Genomic DNA, 16,315 nt, shown 5'->3' on the forward strand with positions numbered 1-16,315 from the left:
GGAGTAAAACAATGGAAAACCTTGACGGTTTAGAAGCGTTAATAAAGCAAGCACCAGAATTTATTATGGCTTATGGGCTTAAAACATTAGCTGCTTTGGCGATGTTTTTTATTGGTAAGTACTTTGCTGGTGTAGCAAAACGCCTCACTGATAAAGTATTAACCAGTCGCAAAGTTGATCAAACAGTTGTGTCGTTTGTGTCAAACCTTGCTTGGTCAGTTGTATTTGTATTCACCATTGTGGCTACATTAGGTCAAATAGGTGTGCAAACCGCTTCACTCGCCGCTGTAATTGGTGCGGCAGGTCTTGCGGTTGGTTTAGCATTACAAGGTTCATTATCAAACTTTGCTTCAGGTGTGTTAATGGTGTTATTCCGTCCATGTCGTGTCGGTGATTTTATTGAAGCGGCAGGCGTTGCTGGTGTGGTAGATGAGATTACTATTTTCTCTACAAAACTGCGTACGGGTGATAATAAACTTATCACTGCGCCAAACTCCGCTATTATGAATGGTACTATTACCAATTATTCAGCGCTTGAAAAGCGCCGTATCGACTTAGTTATCGGTGTGGGCTATACCTCTGATATCGCGAAAACTAAAAAAGTATTGGCTGAAGTATTAGATAACAATGCATTCGTATTAAAAGATCCTGCTTACACTATTGGTTTAGCTGAATTAGCTGATTCATCAATTAACTTCGTTGTTCGCCCATGGGTGAGCACGGGTGATTACTGGCCAGCGCGTTTTCAAATTTTAGAGCAAATCAAAAATGCATTAGATGCAGCTGAGATTGAAATACCATTTCCACAAATGGATTTACATGTTAAAGAATTAGCAGCAAGTTAATCAGTTATTTGATTAACTGCGTATAACAACAACCAGCCACAAGGCTGGTTTTTTATTATTAATCAGGAGAATATAATGACATTTCAACAATCTTTATTGAACATAGGTTTATCCTTAGTATTAATTGCCAGTCCAGTATTTATTCACTTTACGCAAGCTGCTGAAGTTACCATGGGTGGGGATCCGGTGGTGCTTAAAGGTGATTTACCCGCTAATAATATGCCAGCCCCTGAATTTAAAGTGGTTGATGATAAGTTTAATCCGGTTAATTTAAGTGATTTTAAAGGTAAAACAGTATTAATCAGTGCCGTACCGAGCTTAGATACCGGTGTGTGTGCGTTGCAAACAAAACGATTTAACAGTGAATTTGCTAATTTTGATGCCGACGTTGTTATGTTGACTATTAGTACAGATTTACCTTTTGCTCAAAAGCGTTTTTGCCAAACTGAAAGCGTTGATAAAATTAAAGTATTGTCTGATTCTGTGTGGCGTAACTTTGCTGACCAATATGGATTATTGATTGAAAGCCGTGGTTTACTGGCTCGCGCAATATTTATTATTGATGCTAATGGCCAGCTACAGTATCAAGAGCTTGTTAAAGAAGTTGGCAGCCACCCTGATTATAATGCGGCAATCGCAGCATTAACAAAAATTGCTGCAGCTAAATCTTAATCCGTTACACTGTCGGCCATGGTTTGGATAAATGACGATTTATTATGATTGATTTTAGAAGCGATACTGTTACTCAACCTACAGCCGCAATGCGCAAAGCAATGGCCAATGCCGTTGTGGGTGATGATGTTTATGGCGATGACCCGACAGTCAACAACCTACAAGATATGGCCGCTGAAATGTATGGCTTTGATGCGGCATTATTTGTTAGCTCTGGTACTCAAGCTAATTTATTAGCATTGATGTCACATTGTGAGCGTGGAGACGAGTATTTATGTGGTCAACAAGCGCACAATTATAAATTTGAAGGTGGTGGTGCTGCGGTGCTTGGCAGCATTCAGCCACAGCCGTTAAATAATCAGCAAGATGGTAGTATTTTATTGTCAGATATCGATGCTGCAATTAAACCTGATGACGTTCATTTTGCCAGAACCCGTTTATTGAGCTTAGAAAATACCATTGGCGGTAAGGTCTTATCGCAAGAGTATTTAGCACAAGCACAAACTTTGGCCTTTAATCGGGGTTTAAAAATTCATTTAGACGGCGCAAGAATAGCCAATGCAGCGGTTGCCCAAAACCTTGCGATTGCCGATATTACCCAATATTTTGACTCGGTTTCTATTTGTCTATCAAAAGGGTTATGCGCCCCAATTGGCTCTATTTTGTTAGGCGATGAGCGGCTTATTGGTAAAGCGACTCGTTGGCGTAAAATGTTGGGCGGCGGAATGCGTCAAGCTGGTATTATTGCCGCAGCGGCTAAATTGGCTTTAACCGATCAAGTTGAACGATTAGTTGAAGATCATCACCACGCAAAACTGCTCGCTGAGGCATTATATCAATTTGACGAATTTGAGATTGATGTGAAATCAGTACAAACCAATATGGTATTTGCACGTTTGGCCAGTCATATAGATCCCAATCAATTATCACATGCGTTATTGCAAAAAGGCATTAAGGTTAGCCCTAGTCAGCAACTGCGCCTAGTAACCCATGCTGATATTACAGCGAAAGATATTTCTACTTTTATTACATCTTTAAAGCAGGTGTTATCTACTTAACTAGGGCCGTATTTTTATCCGCTGAGAGTAAACGTCATTCGTGATATGAGTGATGCCTTAAATGGCGTTAAATAGTGCAAATATAATTCCGTTATAGGGCAGGTTTTATTAATCAGCCATATAAGTAATTGATTATCAATGTAACTAAAACTGGCTTGAACATTGCTACCTCTTTAGTGATACAAGAGTTTCTTGTTAATAACTAAAGGGTTTTTTATGAAATACTACAGCCGCCACTTAATACTTCCGGTCCATTTAAATAGTAGCCACACTCTATGCTGTGGTCAGCTATTGAGTTGGATAAATGAACAAGCAACGATATTTGCCAGTTGCCAAATGAACAGCCAATGCCATGTTGCGAAGCTGATTGCCGAGATCAACTTTATGACTCCAGGATTGGTTGGCGATATACTTGAATTTGGTTTTGAAAGTGTAAGTTTAGGTCAAAGCTCAGTGACTATTCGTTGTAAAGTACGCAACAAAGTCACCCAGGCACCTATAGCCAGTGTCGATAAAATAGTCTTTGTTAACATAAATGCTAATGGGGTACCTGTACCCCATGGCATGCGAGCAAATGCGGCTTAGCTGTTTTATCATTATTACTTTGCTTTAACTCTTTTTCTAGAGTAGCTTTTTAAGCTACTGACGCATCTCTTTCTAGATTGAATGTATGCCTATATTACTGTTGGTATTATTAAGGATGTACAAAGATTATATATAGTTGCCATTAGGTTTATCGGCAACAGTTTAGTAATCTAACTCAAGCGCAAAACACAGATAGGCCATTAATTGAGTCGTTTTTTGAAATTCCTTTTGACAGAACTCGACAAAATCAGCCTGGCAAACTTGTGCTTCAGTTATCGTCTTTAGCGCGATAAAGTCTTTCCGTTTTAGTTCAGTAAGTAGCGGATGATCTTTATCAAATCCCCTTGGTGGCCTCACTAAACTGTGACCTGTCATAACAAAACCTGCTCTCTCTATCGCTTGTAACGCTTTTTTATAGCCATTAGGGTTTTCATCGATACAGTGTCTTATGGCATTTAAGGCTGTTGACTCTGGATGCCAAATACCCGCAGCGATAAAGCATTCATTATTGGCTAAATGCACATAAAATCCAGGGGAATGGACATCTTTAGCCTGAAAATGTTTAAATTGAATGCCAACATTAGTTTTATAAGGTGTTTTATTTTTACTAAAACGACTATCTCTTTGGGGGCGCATTAAGCTACCGCCGACTTTTTTGGGTACTGCATTAAAACGTGGTGACAAGGATAAAATAGGCCCTTGCATCGCCTCAATAAATTGTAATGCAGGCGTGCGCACTTGGGCTTCATAGCGGGGTTGATTAGCTTTAAACCAATCACGGTCATTATGTTGATTTAGTTCGGTTAAAAACTGGAAACTACAGCGAGTAAACATTATTATGCCTCAATAATTAATTCTATTATTATTAATAGGTTAGTAGTATTCTTTTCGGTGTGTATTTATGAAGGATTATGGTAAATAACTTTAACGTAAAAATTCTAGATAAATAAAGTTGTTTTATTCAATATGCAGTGTATATTGCGCCAAAATTGATTGATATTAGCTATGCTTAAATGACTTTCTCACTGTTCAACTCTGCAGTAGACGATAAAACATTTGGTGAGTAGCATCGAACAAGTTATTCGAGAAAGACTTATTTCCTTTAAACGTAAGGACTGACCATGACTAAACAAACCCTCGATATTGTGGGCTGGCGAGAGTGGGGCACATTTCCTGAAATTGGCAATGAAAAAGTCAAAATCAAGGTAGATACAGGGGCAAAAACCTCTTGTTTACATGCTTTTAAAATTAAACCGTTTCAAAAAGAAAAAGAAAAATGGGTGCGTGTATGGTTGCACCCTGAACAAGAATCTGATCGTGAAGTTGTGTGTGAGTTCCCCATTTTTGATCGTCGTAATGTTAGCGATTCTGGTGGACATGTTACCAAACGATATGTAATCAAAACCCCTATCATTATGGGTGGAAAGCAGTTCGATATCGAACTGACTTTAACCAATAGAGATAACATGAAATTTCGTATGTTGTTAGGTCGCAGAGCACTGGAAGGACGATTTTTGGTGGATTCAGCAGCATCTTATATAACAGGAGAGTAAAATGCACATTGCAATTATGTCACGGAATAAAAATTTATATTCGACGCGTAGGCTTAAGGAAGCGGCCGTTGCCCGTGGTCATGACGTTAAAATAGTCGATCACATCAGTTGTTACATGAACATCAACATGACCTCTCCAAGCATCCACATGAAAGGCCAAGAGCTGCCTAAGTTTGATGCCGTCATTCCACGTATTGGTGCATCAGTAACCTTTTACGGAACAGCAGTATTACGTCAATTCGAAATGATGGGAGTTCACCCATTAAATGAGTCGGTAGCGATTACCCGTTCACGTGACAAGTTGCGTTCATTACAGTTACTTTCTCGTAAAAATATTGGCTTACCTGTGACTGGTTTTGCAAACAAACCTGCGGATGTACCAGACTTATTAGACATGGTTGGTGGCGCACCGTGTGTGATTAAGTTACTTGAAGGTACTCAAGGTATTGGTGTAGTACTTGCCGAGACGCGTAAAGCAGCAGAGTCAGTTATTGAAGCCTTCATGGGTCTTAAAGCCAACATCATGGTACAAGAATATATCGCTGAAGCGGGCGGCGCAGATATTCGCTGTTTCGTGATTGGCGATAAAGTGATCGCGGCGATGAAGCGTCAAGCATTGCCAGGTGAATTCCGTTCTAACTTACACCGCGGCGGTTCTGCCACCATAGTTAAGTTAACACCTGAAGAGCGCTCAACCGCGCTTCGCGCAGCTAAGACCATGGGTCTTAACGTTGCTGGTGTGGATATTTTGCGCTCAAAACACGGTCCACTAGTGATGGAAGTAAACTCTTCACCTGGTTTAGAGGGCATTGAAAAAGCCACTGGTATCGATGTTGCTGACAAGATTATTCAGTTTATCGAGAAAAATGTAAAAGCAACCAGCACTAAAACCAAAGGAACTGGCTAAATGGTCAAAAAACGCGAAGCTTTCACTCTAGGTGAAGTGAGCGTTAAAGCTGGCACGCAGCAAAGCGTTAAGCTTCCTGCTGCAAGGCTTTATAACGACACACCTATGGAGTTACATGTTGAAGTTTTCCATGGACTAAAAGCCGGGCCGACTTTATTAGTGTGTGCTGCTATTCATGGTGATGAACTAAATGGAATTGAAATTTGCCGACGTTTGCTCAGTAAAATAAATGCTAAATCGTTAACCGGCACCATACTTGTCGTGCCTATTGTTAACGTGTTTGGTTTTATTCAGCAATCAAGATACTTACCGGATCGCCGCGATTTGAACCGATGTTTTCCTGGTTCATCAAAAGGGGCTTTGGCTAGCCGTTTAGCCCATTTGGTGTCACATACATTAGTTGATCGGGCGACGCACATTATAGATTTACATACCGGTGCCGTTCACCGTGACAACTTACCTCAAATCCGTTGTGATACCGATGATGAAGTGATGTTTGGCATGGCAAATGCCTTTGGTGCACCTGTGATCATGACGTCTAAAAATGTTACAGGCTCTATGCGGGGCTATGCTAACGGTAAAGGCATACCTTGTATTTTATACGAGGCAGGTGAAGCTTTACGTTTTAGTGAAATGTCGATTAAGTCGGGTCTTAATGGTGTATTAAATGTCATGCGCCACCTAGAAATGGTTAAAGGCCGTATTCGCATCAAAGGCAATAGTGTTAACGCCAGTCGCAGTTATTGGGTAAGAAGTGAAGCTGATGGTTTGATTAACATTAAGCTTAAGCTGGGTGAAAGGGTTAATAAAGGCAATATCTTAGCTTATATTGTTAACCCACACGGTGGTGAGCCTTATGCGCTGCGTGCCCCTACTGATGGCATCATTATTGGTAACAGTAATATTCCCGTGACAAATGAAGGTGAAGCTTTATTCCATATTGCCCAATTTGAGGGTGATGAGATTGAAATCGTCAATGATAGTTTAGATGATTTTATGGCTGAATATGCTTAACAAGTTTGCTGGTTAAAATCAAAAATGCCGCTGAATTCAGCGGCATTTTAGTCTCTAAAAATTTATATTAAGTGATTTTTATCAAGCTATTATAAATTAAAAGTCGGCATCATTAAAATCGACAATTTGTTGACTGCTAGCTTCAATCTGCTTACGCAGACTGCGGGTTTGGCTTACCCAATACCCCATATAGAATGCACCGGTTTTAAGCTTAGCGTGATAAAAACTAGCCTCATCTGTTCCTTTGTCTAATGCGGCTAAAGAGGTTGCGGCTATTCGAGCCCACATCCAAGCTAAAGCACTAATACCAAATAATTGCATATATGCCATAGAGGCAGCACCAATAAGATCTGGGTTAGTTGCTGCACTTTTAGCAATGTAGCCCGTTGCACGCTCAAGATCACCAGCGGCATCCATTAGACCGGCAATAAAAGGTTTCATTTGTTCGTTGTCATTATGTTGACCAATAAACTGCTTAACCATATCAGACCATAGATTTAAGGTTGCGCCTTTATCGGCTAACAATTTACGGCCAACTAAATCCAGTGCTTGCACACCATTGGTTCCTTCATAAATCATTGCAATACGAATGTCTCGAACAAATTGCTCCATGCCCCATTCGTTAATATAACCATGTCCACCGTAGACTTGCTGTGCATCAACACAGGCTTTAAAACCTTGGTCAGTGACAAAACCTTTCACAATAGGGGTAAATAAGGCGGCTAATGCTGAAGCCTGCTTCGCTTTAACTGGGTCTGATTCGCGCTCTGCCTGATCTAGCCACAAAGCTTGTTGACCCATTAATGCACGGGTTCCTTCATTAAATGATTTTTGCGACAGCAGCATACGGCGAACATCACCGTGTACCAAAATTGAATCTGCAGCTTTATCGGCCTCTTTCACGCCACTAAGTGCACGGCCTTGAATACGATCTTTAGCGTAAACTAACGCATTTTGATAGGCGATATCTGATACACCTAAACCTTGAATTCCGACACCTAAACGAGCCTGGTTCATCATGGTGAACATCGCACGTAAACCTTGATGAGCAGCGCCCACAAGCTCACCTACTGCGTTGTCAAAAAGCATCACGCAAGTTGAATTGCCGTGAATCCCCATTTTATGCTCAAGACCCGTTGCCGCCAGCGTATTCGCTGCGCCTAGGCTACCATCAGCATTGACTAAAAATTTAGGCACTGCAAAAAGTGAAATACCTTTTACACCCTCAGGGGCATCAGGTAATCGCGCTAATACAAGGTGGATGATGTTTTCAGCTAGATCATGATCGCCAGATGAAATAAAGATTTTTTCACCGCTAATGGCAAATGTATCGTCGCCTAAAGGCTTGGCTTTTGTGCGTAATAGGGCTAAATCGGTACCCGCATGGGATTCAGTCAGGTTCATGGTACCTGTCCATTCACCACTGACTAGCTTAGCTAAATATTTTTGTTTTAATGCATCACTACCATGCACATGAATTGCTGAATAGGCGCCATGGGTGAGGCCTGGATACATAGCAAATGCCATATTGGTAGCTGTTTTCATTTCGGTAGCAAATGTGCCGACCACTTCAGGTAAGCCTTGTCCGCCATATTCGGGGTCACAGGTTAATGTTGCCCAGCCATTTTCAACATACTGCTTATAAGCATCTTTAAAGCCATCAGGGGTAATGACCTTGCCGTCAACTAATTTACAACCTTGATGATCGCCCACTGCATTTAAGGGCAGCATAATATCGGTGGTGAAATCAGCTACGCCTTGTAAAATGGCATCTACTAGTTCCGGATCGACCTGGTCAAATCCGGCTAATTCTTGATATTGATAAATATTCAGTAACTCAGAAAGAATGAATTGGTAGTCACGAATAGGGGCTTGATAAATTGGCATGAGGTCGTTCCTTGTCAGTGCTTATTATTACTTAATTAGTGCTTGGCGTATTTCAACAATACAGCATCAGTCGCTAATGCTAAGTGATTTATTATGGTTATCTTTTCTACATTAACCCAATTTGAGTAAAAACTCAGTAAGTATTTGACAGTATAATTTGTAACAAACTATCACAACTTAAACTTAGTTTAATGCTTTGGAAACAGCTGTTAAGTAACAAGCTTGTCATTGTTTTCAATAATAATTTTATGCTGTAGCCAAAAACTAATACAGTGCTGCAAAACGGCTTTTGGTTTTTCTAGTTGAGGGTAATGACCTGTTTCCACTAAAGCAACTGTGTCAGCTTGTTCAATAAGCTGTTCAAAACGAATAAGGGTATCTTGGCCAGACACAGGGTCACAGATCCCATTGATAAACCGCAGCGGCATTTTATATTGCTGCAATGCACCCACCCAGCGCTCTCGGTGTAGTTTGCGTTCGCGAATATATTGAATAATCTTATGGATCACTTTAATCCCCTGGTTTTGTGTTATTAACTGCCAATGTATCGCCAGTTCTGCAACGGCTAGCGGTTGGTAACAAATGAAATCAAAATTTTTCTTAAATTTTTTAAATGAAAACATCTTAGCGATAACAAACCCTAATGGACTCAAAAGTAAACGTTGGATTAAGATGGGTTGAGTTGTTTCAGGAAATAATCCTCCATTTAACAATATTGTACTGTCGATGGCAAAACCGCTATCAATGCCGGCTTCACCATGACGGGCTAATAACTCTTGCGCTACAGTGTCGCCGTAATCATGGGCAACAATGTGAAAATGTTGAATACCAAGATGAACCAATACAGCTTCAATAATGTCTGCTTGCAAAGCAAAAGAGTAATCAATATCACAGGGTTTATCTGATAAACCATAACCTAATAAGTCTAACGTGAGCAGATTAAAATGTTTACTTAGGTGAAACCAAAGCTGATGCCAGTCGTAACTACTAGTCGGAAACCCATGGATCAATAATAAACAAGGTTTATCACTTTTAGACTGGTTGATATAAATCTGTCGCTGAATGCCTTTTTCATCGATAAATGGATAGAAAAAACCTGTTTGATGCCATTTTGTAGGCCACTGATTATGAGTGTTTGATCCGTTTATGTTGTTATTGGGCATGACTTCCTTTATTGCTGGTTGGTCTTGATCACATAAGGCAAAAAGTACCCGCGTTCATCTAACATAGAACACAAGTTAATCTAAACTACTATAGTGGTAAACCCTGTTAAATTCTTTACTGACTAATATTAATTGAATACAAAACGTCATATTGTCGGTCTAGTATTTAAATCTTGCCATATGTTGTATAAATCAATTTTTTAAAAAGGTCATTACCATGGATAAATTTGTGACATCGTTTTCGTCATTTTATGCGATTTCGCATTGGTTAACGCGCGGTAAATTACTCATTTTGCTACCGCTGATATTGATGTCGACCCTTGCAAGTGCTGGAGCTGTCCCTGCCAGTGATTTCAGCTTACAAGATGCTAAAGGGCAGCTATTTACTTTAAGCGAGCATAAAGGAAAACCTATAGTGCTGCACTTTTGGGCGACTTGGTGTCCCTATTGTAAAAAGTTACAACCAGGTCTTGAGCGCTTAAGGCTGGAAAATAAACAGACTGATTTGGTTATGATGGCGATAAGCTTTAATGAGGATGAAGGGGCAACACCTGCGCAGTCGTTAACTGACCGTGGCATAGGTATGACGACACTTATTCAGGGTGATGCGGTAGCAAAACAATACGGCGTTACGGGTACTCCGACAACAATATTTATCGATAGAAACGGCAATGTGGTGTGGACTACCCGGATTTCCGATCCTGATTCGCCGCAGTTATCAAAAGCCCTTGGGTATTTATTGGAGGTTGATGACTCACAATAATGCTAAGGCAGATGCAAATGCCATTTATAATTCGACACCTAATGGCATAACTGATTATAACTAATCGAGATATGAGCTTGGTGAATTCTGCATTGATAAGGGTAATTCCCTTGCTTGTTCGCGCAGGTAATCCATCCCAGCTAAAAAACCTGAGAACATTTTCAAAGCAATGAATTGGCCGTGTGTGTTTGTATGATATTGGTCTCCTTGTTTAATAAGCGCACCGGCAGATAGCAGGTAAGTCATTTCTACAGGGAAAGCTTGCCATAAACTATAGCCAGTATGTTGTTTTAATAGCTTATCATCTAAAACGCCATGTCCCATCATCATCATTAAATGATGTTGTAATAGTGCTTTTTTCTCTAATGGTTTGGTATAGCAAGTGCCAGTATGACGCGCATTGATACGACTGATATAATCTGGAATATCAAAGCTTGAAATACGAAACTGTTCACCAAAACGACCAAAGGACCCGAACCTACGCCAAAACAGTCCTCACCATCTAATACATATTTATTTTCTACCGGTTCACCAAAGTTACGACTAAAAGTCCAAGGAAACTCCATAACATAGTGCTCAGACATTGCTTTTTTGACAGCTAAAAACTGTGGCCATAATTCCTTGGCTTGACCCGCTAGGCAAGCCGCCTTTTTACTATTTTTACCAATACCGATTGTTAGTGGATAAGTGGTAATTTGATCTGGACGTAAGCGAATGGTTTGCGCTAAATCGTTGGCAATGGTTTCAGGTGTTTGTATGTTAAAGCCATACATCATGTCTACATTAACCGTTGGAATAATCTCAATGGCTCGACTGACATACTCAGCTTGCTGCAAACCACTGCCAAATTTTTCAAATCGTCCGCTGGCTTTTAAAATCTTATCATCAAAGCTTTGTATGCCAATCGACATACGGTCGACTAGCCCTTTTAATAGGTGTGGATTGCCCTCTTTAAAATAGATTGGGTCGCTCTCACACGATACTTCACGTACCGAGGTTAATGATTTTATCATCTCGATAGTGTTAATCAGTTCATCTTCTAAAATAGTTGTCGTGCCACCGCCAATATAAACCCGGTTAAAGCGATAACCTTGGGCGAGTACAACACGTATTTCTTGCCTTAGGGCTTGAAAATACTCCCTGGCAATATGTTCGTTAAATTTGACTTTATGGAACGAACAAAAACGACAAAGGGTATGGCAAAAAGGAATATGGATGTACAGGGTTTCAATTGGGGATTGAGGCACATTACGTGGCTGTAACTCATCAAGAGTGACAGCATTTTTAAGACTTAATGAATGCTTTATCGTGTGTTCCATAACCCAATCAAGGCTGGTTGTTGCTAGATTCAATCTTAAGGATGAGAAAGAATTTTTCATGGTGAGCCCTTAATCTTTAGATGTAATAAAATAGTGCTAATCCCCATTCCTGAAAACAATCAACCCTGTTCATACCGTTAGATTAAATTAACTGATAAAGAGAAACTATCGCCCCACGCATGAAAAGAGCTGCATTTATTGATTAAGCTTTTTTTATCGGTAAACCTTGAGGTACATCACGTTTTACAATGGTTGCTTGAATAGTTTTTTTTAGTAAATTTATTTTGGCGATAATCTTTGGTCACTTAATTCTTACTAGAAAATTTAGAGGTTGCCTGTCATAAGGGATTTTATGTTCACAAATAAGCGATATATTTGATGTTGTTCATAGATTTTGTATCTTCTTTTTCACATCACAATTAAATATTGAAATCGATTGTTATTATGGTATTTTTAGGAATAGTTATTTCTGTTATTAAAACAATTTAGTTGGAGTGAACTATGCAGTATCGTTGGCAAATTGCACTTTCTGCGGGCTTATTAGCCGCTTTATGGGCAGGAGTTGCAGATGTATTCCAGCTAGTGACTTGGATTGGTTTTTTAGGTTGCAGCACCTTCTTTGCTCAAACTGAAAGCGGCTTTAAAGGCATGTTAATGGCAATGAGTACTAACTTGTCAGGTGTTTTCTGGGGGTGGCTGATTATCGTCGGCAGCACTTCTTTTGTCTCACCCATTATCAGTTACGCACTAACGGGAATTGTCACCAGCCTGATGTGTTTACAAGCCAGTCATAAACGTCTTGCCTTCATCCCCGGTGCATTTATTGGGTGCTGTATTACTTTTGCGATGAACGCTGATATCGCTGCAATAGTGCCCCCATTAGTTATTGGTGCTGTACTGGGATATAGCATGAGCTTGCTGACGGAGCGGTTAATTACCTTTACACAAAATAGACAAGGTTTAACGCCACAGGTGACCAGTGTTAGCGACAATGCAGCAAAAGAGCTGTAGTCATGGTTCATACAATAAATGCAGTCAAAATAGGAAATGTTGGCTGCATTTACCTTTGTGATAGCAATCATATTTTCAATTTAGATTACTTGACCATTACAACTTACCTTAAAAATCGATTTAGTCTAATTCCAATTACTGCTACAGATTACCGAATTCAAAACCACTTCTAATTTTTTACTCTGATATTTGCATGCTCTGTTGATTTTCTATGGTTGCTTTTCAGTTGCCGTGAAGCAAGTATTTTAGTCTATACTCTAAAAATTAATTCGCTTTGTACACTAGTTACTTTAGCGTTCTCTAGATTGCGTTGCATAAATCCTCCAATAAAAATTATAAAGGATGCTTTATGAAGTATATGACTGCACTTCAAGATTCGAAAAGGTTACCAAGGAACGCTTCAATAGCCTTTCATTTGGCCGCTTTGTTGACATTTTTTATCTATGCTTTGTATCGTTTGACCCATGATGATTTGTTTTTATTTACCCTTTTTTCGTTAGCCTTGGTACCGATTTCGATTTCCTTGGGACTTGAAATCAAGCACCGTGGGAATATATTACACAAACAAATTACCTTAATATTAGTGTGTATCACAATAGCGATATCTTGTTATTCTTTAGGCTATAAATCGTTAATCTATGTTTTTCCAACAATCTTTATTTTTTTCTTTATCTTTAATTTCAAAAACGCCTCTTCAATCAGTAGTTTTTACGTATTAATCTGTTTGATCGCCGCGCTTAATATTGAAACTTACTCCCTTGTATGGCGTTTTGGGGTGGCAATCTTCGATTGTATTATTTTTGCGGCGATATTTGCTTATATCATTGCAAAACAAAAGGCGGCGCTTATCTATTTGGCTACCACAGACGAGTTAACCGGCGCATTAAATCGAAAAAATTTAGCCACCAGTTTAAGTAGCAGTATTGAATCGTTTAAGCATACAGGAACGGATACGAGTCTGTTGTTAATCGATATCGATCATTTTAAAACGGTTAATGACACCTACGGCCATTTAGTGGGCGATAAGCTACTGACGCAGTTCAGTGAGGTGATAAAGCAGTTGCTTCCCGCCGAGGCTAAGCTGTTTCGTTTTGGTGGAGAAGAGTTTTTAGTTCAATATGAGCATTGTGATTTGCAAAAAGCATTGGAGATGGCTCAAAGGCTAAAGCAAGCGGTTAACCAAACCGACTTTGACGGCGTACCTGTGAATGTGTCCTGCAGTATAGGGGTGGCTGAATTACGTATTAATGATTCGTTAGAGGAATGGTTAAAGCAAAGTGATATTGCACTTTATGCTGCTAAAAAATCAGGACGAAATCGAGTTGTGTCGCGACTGGATAAATAGAGGAGAACAGCCATTGTAGCCGGTTTGTAAGCCATTAAAACCATTCTATAATACTGCTGATAGGGTTATGTAATGGTATTAAATTAAGCTCGTCAAAGTAGGGGGTTGATATTGTTCTGACTTTAAGCAAGGTTAATAATATATCTTTTAACTATGTGTGAATCACTTTTTATAGCAGAGTCGAAAACCCCACCATTGCAGATAATTGCCCGTTCGGAGGCTAAATTGGATTCATAACAATGAATGTGTAGTTCACTGTTACCCATTGAATGGAGCTTCTCAATAGAGAGTTTCATTAACAGAATACCTAAACCTGCGCCTCTTTTAGATGGCCGAATACTTAAACCAATATGGCCACCACAATGCTTAATTTGAGGGTTTAGGTGATGACGCAAATTAGTCACGCCCACTATTTCATTGTGATGAATTAGCCAGAATGTACTACTAGCAACATAGCCGCAGGGCAGGTTTATGCCTTCTGAGAAATGTTTGATTTTAGTCAAATAGGCGGTGAAATCCTGATATTCAAAATCTAAAATGAAAGGATAGCGCTCTTCATTACCTAATTCTTTGATATAACTATGATAACTTTGCTGATATTCGAGGCTTGGTAAAACTAAATCCATATTGATCTGATGCTCTAAAAATTGATTTCATTAGTGTTGCTAATAAAAAAGCGCACTTCTCTGTAAGTGCGCTTTTAAGTGTGTTGCATTTTTATCTTACAGACTAAAACACCATTTCTGGCACATGTTCAGGCACAACTAATTTACCAGCCGTTTTAGCGATAATTTCTTCTACCGACACACCTGGAGCACGCTCAAGTAAGTGGAATGCCCCATCTTTGATTTCGATAAAGGCCAGGTCGGTCATTACACGTTTAATGCAACCATAGCCCGTTAACGGTAGTTCACATAACGGCAGTAACTTAGAGTTACCGTGTTTGTCGGCATGCATCATGGTGACGATAATGTTATCTGCACCAGCCACTAAATCCATTGCACCGCCCATGCCTTTAATGAGCTTACCTGGGATCATCCAAGAGGCGATGGAGCCATTAACATCAACTTCAAATGCACCCAGTACCGTTAAATCGACATGCCCACCGCGGATCATGGCAAAGCTCTCTGCTGATGAGAAAAATGATGCACCATCAACAGCGGTTACTGTTTGTTTACCGGCGTTGATTAAATCAGCGTCGATAGCATCTTCGGTTGGAAATGGTCCCATGCCTAATAAACCATTTTCAGATTGCAGCATTACCTGCATACCCTGTGGAATATAGTTAGCCACTAGGGTAGGAATACCAATACCTAGGTTGACGTAAAAGCCGTCTTGCATTTCTTTTGCTACGCGTTGAGCAAGTTGTTCTCTTGATAAAGCCATGTGCTTGCTCCTTTATTTAGCCGTAGTTTGGGTGACTGTACGTTGTTCAATGCGTTTTTCAAAGCTGGCTTTGATGACGCGATCCACATAAATTCCTGGGGTATGAATGTGGTTAGGGTCTAACTCGCCTGGTTGAACAATTTCTTCAGCTTCTACAACGGTAATTTTACCGGCGGTTGCCATCATAGGGTTAAAGTTAGCCGCAGTTTTACGGAACACTAAGTTACCCATAGTGTCAGCTTTCCACGCCCGAACTAAAGCGAAATCTGCGGTAAGAGATTCTTCTAACACATAATGACGTCCTTTGATTTCGCGGGTTTCTTTGCCATCAGCAATAGGTGTGCCGTAACCTGTTGCGGTGAAAAAAGCGGGAATACCAGCGCCACCGGCGCGAATTTTTTCCGCTAAAGTACCCTGCGGCGTTAAAATAACGTTTAATTCACCCGACAGCATTTGCTGTTCAAAAGTGGCATTTTCACCGACGTAAGAGGCGATCATAGTGGCAATTTGACGTTGCTTAAGTAACAAGCCTAAACCGAAATCATCTACACCAGCATTGTTTGAAATAGCGGTTAGTCCGGTTACGCCTAATTTAACCATATGGTTGATTAAACCTTCAGGAATACCACATAAACCAAACCCGCCGACCATTAAGGTCATGTTATCTGTCAGACCAGCGAGCGCTTCATCATAGCTGTGAACGACTTTATTAAAACCTGCCATTGTGCTGTCCTTTTCTCGTTATTATGTTTGATAGATGCTGATTATTATTTGAGTCAGCAGCTTAAAATCAGGTTGTAGCCCATC

General features: G+C 40.0%; 18 protein-coding genes. 10 read left to right on the forward strand and 8 right to left on the reverse strand.

The annotated features are described in order from the left end of the window. The first annotated feature begins 11 nt into the window (after positions 1 to 11). The 4 genes from ACRWQN_RS08305 to ACRWQN_RS08320 all read left to right on the forward strand — a co-directional run bounded on the left by ACRWQN_RS08305 (position 12) and on the right by ACRWQN_RS08320 (position 3,160). Positions 12 to 845: a mechanosensitive ion channel family protein gene (locus ACRWQN_RS08305; RefSeq protein ID WP_434940434.1), complete on the forward strand. Its 834-nt coding sequence runs from the start codon at positions 12 to 14 to the stop codon at positions 843 to 845. Positions 846 to 920: 75 nt separating this feature from the next. After that, a complete protein-coding gene (tpx, locus tag ACRWQN_RS08310) occupies positions 921 to 1,517 on the forward strand; it encodes a thiol peroxidase (protein WP_434940435.1) in 597 nt (198 codons plus the stop codon). Positions 1,518 to 1,561: 44 nt separating this feature from the next. Beyond that, positions 1,562 to 2,575: a low-specificity L-threonine aldolase gene (gene ltaE / locus ACRWQN_RS08315; RefSeq protein ID WP_434940436.1), complete on the forward strand. Its 1,014-nt coding sequence runs from the start codon at positions 1,562 to 1,564 to the stop codon at positions 2,573 to 2,575. 216 nt (positions 2,576 to 2,791) lie between these two features. Beyond that, positions 2,792 to 3,160 (forward strand): acyl-CoA thioesterase, encoded by a 369-nt coding sequence (locus tag ACRWQN_RS08320; RefSeq protein WP_434930099.1) that lies wholly within the window; start codon positions 2,792 to 2,794, stop codon positions 3,158 to 3,160. A 162-nt stretch (positions 3,161 to 3,322) separates the two neighbouring features. On the opposite strand, the gene ACRWQN_RS08325 is transcribed toward ACRWQN_RS08320, so the two are convergent. Continuing rightward, entirely contained in the window at positions 3,323 to 3,994 is a 672-nt protein-coding gene (locus tag ACRWQN_RS08325) for a DUF2461 domain-containing protein (protein WP_434940437.1), read from the reverse strand. A gap of 287 nt (positions 3,995 to 4,281) precedes the next feature. Here ACRWQN_RS08325 and ACRWQN_RS08330 point away from each other — a divergent pair, with 287 nt between their 5' ends. Genes ACRWQN_RS08330 through ACRWQN_RS08340 form a run of 3 tightly spaced genes read left to right on the forward strand, consistent with a single transcriptional unit; the run spans position 4,282 to position 6,634 of the window. Then, positions 4,282 to 4,713, forward strand: a complete 432-nt coding sequence (locus ACRWQN_RS08330) for an ATP-dependent zinc protease family protein (RefSeq protein ID WP_434930097.1) — start codon at positions 4,282 to 4,284, stop codon at positions 4,711 to 4,713. 1 nt (position 4,714) lies between these two features. Continuing rightward, positions 4,715 to 5,620, forward strand: a complete 906-nt coding sequence (rimK, locus tag ACRWQN_RS08335; protein ID WP_434930096.1) for a 30S ribosomal protein S6--L-glutamate ligase — start codon at positions 4,715 to 4,717, stop codon at positions 5,618 to 5,620. Then, positions 5,621 to 6,634 carry a succinylglutamate desuccinylase/aspartoacylase family protein gene (locus ACRWQN_RS08340; protein ID WP_226410390.1) on the forward strand — a complete coding sequence of 338 codons (1,014 nt, stop codon included), beginning with the start codon at positions 5,621 to 5,623 and terminating at the stop codon, positions 6,632 to 6,634. It begins immediately after the preceding gene. A gap of 96 nt (positions 6,635 to 6,730) precedes the next feature. Here ACRWQN_RS08340 and ACRWQN_RS08345 read toward each other — a convergent pair whose 3' ends face one another. Next, positions 6,731 to 8,521: an acyl-CoA dehydrogenase C-terminal domain-containing protein gene (locus ACRWQN_RS08345; protein ID WP_434940438.1), complete on the reverse strand. Its 1,791-nt coding sequence runs from the start codon at positions 8,519 to 8,521 to the stop codon at positions 6,731 to 6,733. Positions 8,522 to 8,730: 209 nt separating this feature from the next. Next, positions 8,731 to 9,684 carry an alpha/beta fold hydrolase gene (locus tag ACRWQN_RS08350; RefSeq protein WP_434940439.1) on the reverse strand — a complete coding sequence of 318 codons (954 nt, stop codon included), beginning with the start codon at positions 9,682 to 9,684 and terminating at the stop codon, positions 8,731 to 8,733. Positions 9,685 to 9,901: 217 nt separating this feature from the next. Between ACRWQN_RS08350 and ACRWQN_RS08355 the strand changes: the two genes are divergently transcribed. Continuing rightward, on the forward strand, positions 9,902 to 10,447 hold the full coding sequence (locus ACRWQN_RS08355) for a TlpA family protein disulfide reductase (protein ID WP_434940440.1): 546 nt from the start codon (positions 9,902 to 9,904) through the stop codon (positions 10,445 to 10,447). A gap of 60 nt (positions 10,448 to 10,507) precedes the next feature. Here the strand turns inward: ACRWQN_RS08355 and ACRWQN_RS08360 are convergent, their stop codons facing one another. Together ACRWQN_RS08360 and ACRWQN_RS08365 are read right to left on the reverse strand one after the other, a co-directional pair. Beyond that, positions 10,508 to 10,780 carry a hypothetical protein gene (locus ACRWQN_RS08360; RefSeq protein ID WP_434940441.1) on the reverse strand — a complete coding sequence of 91 codons (273 nt, stop codon included), beginning with the start codon at positions 10,778 to 10,780 and terminating at the stop codon, positions 10,508 to 10,510. Between the two features lie 29 nt (positions 10,781 to 10,809). Beyond that, positions 10,810 to 11,826, reverse strand: a complete 1,017-nt coding sequence (locus ACRWQN_RS08365) for a radical SAM protein (RefSeq protein ID WP_434940442.1) — start codon at positions 11,824 to 11,826, stop codon at positions 10,810 to 10,812. A 441-nt stretch (positions 11,827 to 12,267) separates the two neighbouring features. On the opposite strand from ACRWQN_RS08365, the gene ACRWQN_RS08370 reads away from it, so the two are divergent. Both ACRWQN_RS08370 and ACRWQN_RS08375 read left to right on the forward strand, forming a co-directional pair. Next, entirely contained in the window at positions 12,268 to 12,777 is a 510-nt protein-coding gene (locus tag ACRWQN_RS08370; protein WP_434940443.1) for a DUF1097 domain-containing protein, read from the forward strand. A 349-nt stretch (positions 12,778 to 13,126) separates the two neighbouring features. Further along, positions 13,127 to 14,122: a GGDEF domain-containing protein gene (locus tag ACRWQN_RS08375; RefSeq protein WP_434940444.1), complete on the forward strand. Its 996-nt coding sequence runs from the start codon at positions 13,127 to 13,129 to the stop codon at positions 14,120 to 14,122. A 122-nt stretch (positions 14,123 to 14,244) separates the two neighbouring features. On the opposite strand, the gene ACRWQN_RS08380 is transcribed toward ACRWQN_RS08375, so the two are convergent. The 3 genes from ACRWQN_RS08380 to ACRWQN_RS08390 all read right to left on the reverse strand — a co-directional run bounded on the left by ACRWQN_RS08380 (position 14,245) and on the right by ACRWQN_RS08390 (position 16,231). After that, positions 14,245 to 14,748 (reverse strand): GNAT family N-acetyltransferase, encoded by a 504-nt coding sequence (locus ACRWQN_RS08380; protein WP_434940445.1) that lies wholly within the window; start codon positions 14,746 to 14,748, stop codon positions 14,245 to 14,247. A 103-nt stretch (positions 14,749 to 14,851) separates the two neighbouring features. Then, positions 14,852 to 15,508 (reverse strand): 3-oxoacid CoA-transferase subunit B, encoded by a 657-nt coding sequence (locus tag ACRWQN_RS08385; protein ID WP_434940446.1) that lies wholly within the window; start codon positions 15,506 to 15,508, stop codon positions 14,852 to 14,854. A gap of 12 nt (positions 15,509 to 15,520) precedes the next feature. Further along, on the reverse strand, positions 15,521 to 16,231 hold the full coding sequence (locus tag ACRWQN_RS08390; RefSeq protein WP_434940447.1) for a CoA transferase subunit A: 711 nt from the start codon (positions 16,229 to 16,231) through the stop codon (positions 15,521 to 15,523). Between the last annotated feature and the right edge of the window lie 84 nt (positions 16,232 to 16,315).

It is taken from the genome of Shewanella sp. HL-SH8 (assembly GCF_051165765.1).
Taxonomy (GTDB): domain Bacteria; phylum Pseudomonadota; class Gammaproteobacteria; order Enterobacterales; family Shewanellaceae; genus Shewanella; species Shewanella glacialimarina.

What these genes read in the sequence shown, in the direction of transcription:
- ACRWQN_RS08325 (WP_434940437.1), bottom strand. Translation starts at nt 3,994, where the DNA reads ATGTTTACTCGCTGTAGTTTCCAGTTTTTAACCGAACTAAATCAACAT.
- ACRWQN_RS08380 (WP_434940445.1), bottom strand. Translation starts at nt 14,748, where the DNA reads ATGGATTTAGTTTTACCAAGCCTCGAATATCAGCAAAGTTATCATAGT.
- ACRWQN_RS08390 (WP_434940447.1), bottom strand. Translation starts at nt 16,231, where the DNA reads ATGGCAGGTTTTAATAAAGTCGTTCACAGCTATGATGAAGCGCTCGCT.
- ACRWQN_RS08360 (WP_434940441.1), bottom strand. Translation starts at nt 10,780, where the DNA reads ATGATGATGATGGGACATGGCGTTTTAGATGATAAGCTATTAAAACAA.
- ACRWQN_RS08365 (WP_434940442.1), bottom strand. Translation starts at nt 11,826, where the DNA reads ATGAAAAATTCTTTCTCATCCTTAAGATTGAATCTAGCAACAACCAGC.
- ACRWQN_RS08375 (WP_434940444.1), top strand. Translation starts at nt 13,127, where the DNA reads ATGAAGTATATGACTGCACTTCAAGATTCGAAAAGGTTACCAAGGAAC.
- ACRWQN_RS08370 (WP_434940443.1), top strand. Translation starts at nt 12,268, where the DNA reads ATGCAGTATCGTTGGCAAATTGCACTTTCTGCGGGCTTATTAGCCGCT.
- tpx (WP_434940435.1), top strand. Translation starts at nt 921, where the DNA reads ATGACATTTCAACAATCTTTATTGAACATAGGTTTATCCTTAGTATTA.
- ACRWQN_RS08320 (WP_434930099.1), top strand. Translation starts at nt 2,792, where the DNA reads ATGAAATACTACAGCCGCCACTTAATACTTCCGGTCCATTTAAATAGT.
- ACRWQN_RS08330 (WP_434930097.1), top strand. Translation starts at nt 4,282, where the DNA reads ATGACTAAACAAACCCTCGATATTGTGGGCTGGCGAGAGTGGGGCACA.
- ACRWQN_RS08340 (WP_226410390.1), top strand. Translation starts at nt 5,621, where the DNA reads ATGGTCAAAAAACGCGAAGCTTTCACTCTAGGTGAAGTGAGCGTTAAA.
- ACRWQN_RS08355 (WP_434940440.1), top strand. Translation starts at nt 9,902, where the DNA reads ATGGATAAATTTGTGACATCGTTTTCGTCATTTTATGCGATTTCGCAT.
- ACRWQN_RS08385 (WP_434940446.1), bottom strand. Translation starts at nt 15,508, where the DNA reads ATGGCTTTATCAAGAGAACAACTTGCTCAACGCGTAGCAAAAGAAATG.
- ACRWQN_RS08350 (WP_434940439.1), bottom strand. Translation starts at nt 9,684, where the DNA reads ATGCCCAATAACAACATAAACGGATCAAACACTCATAATCAGTGGCCT.
- ACRWQN_RS08345 (WP_434940438.1), bottom strand. Translation starts at nt 8,521, where the DNA reads ATGCCAATTTATCAAGCCCCTATTCGTGACTACCAATTCATTCTTTCT.
- ACRWQN_RS08305 (WP_434940434.1), top strand. Translation starts at nt 12, where the DNA reads ATGGAAAACCTTGACGGTTTAGAAGCGTTAATAAAGCAAGCACCAGAA.
- rimK (WP_434930096.1), top strand. Translation starts at nt 4,715, where the DNA reads ATGCACATTGCAATTATGTCACGGAATAAAAATTTATATTCGACGCGT.
- ltaE (WP_434940436.1), top strand. Translation starts at nt 1,562, where the DNA reads ATGATTGATTTTAGAAGCGATACTGTTACTCAACCTACAGCCGCAATG.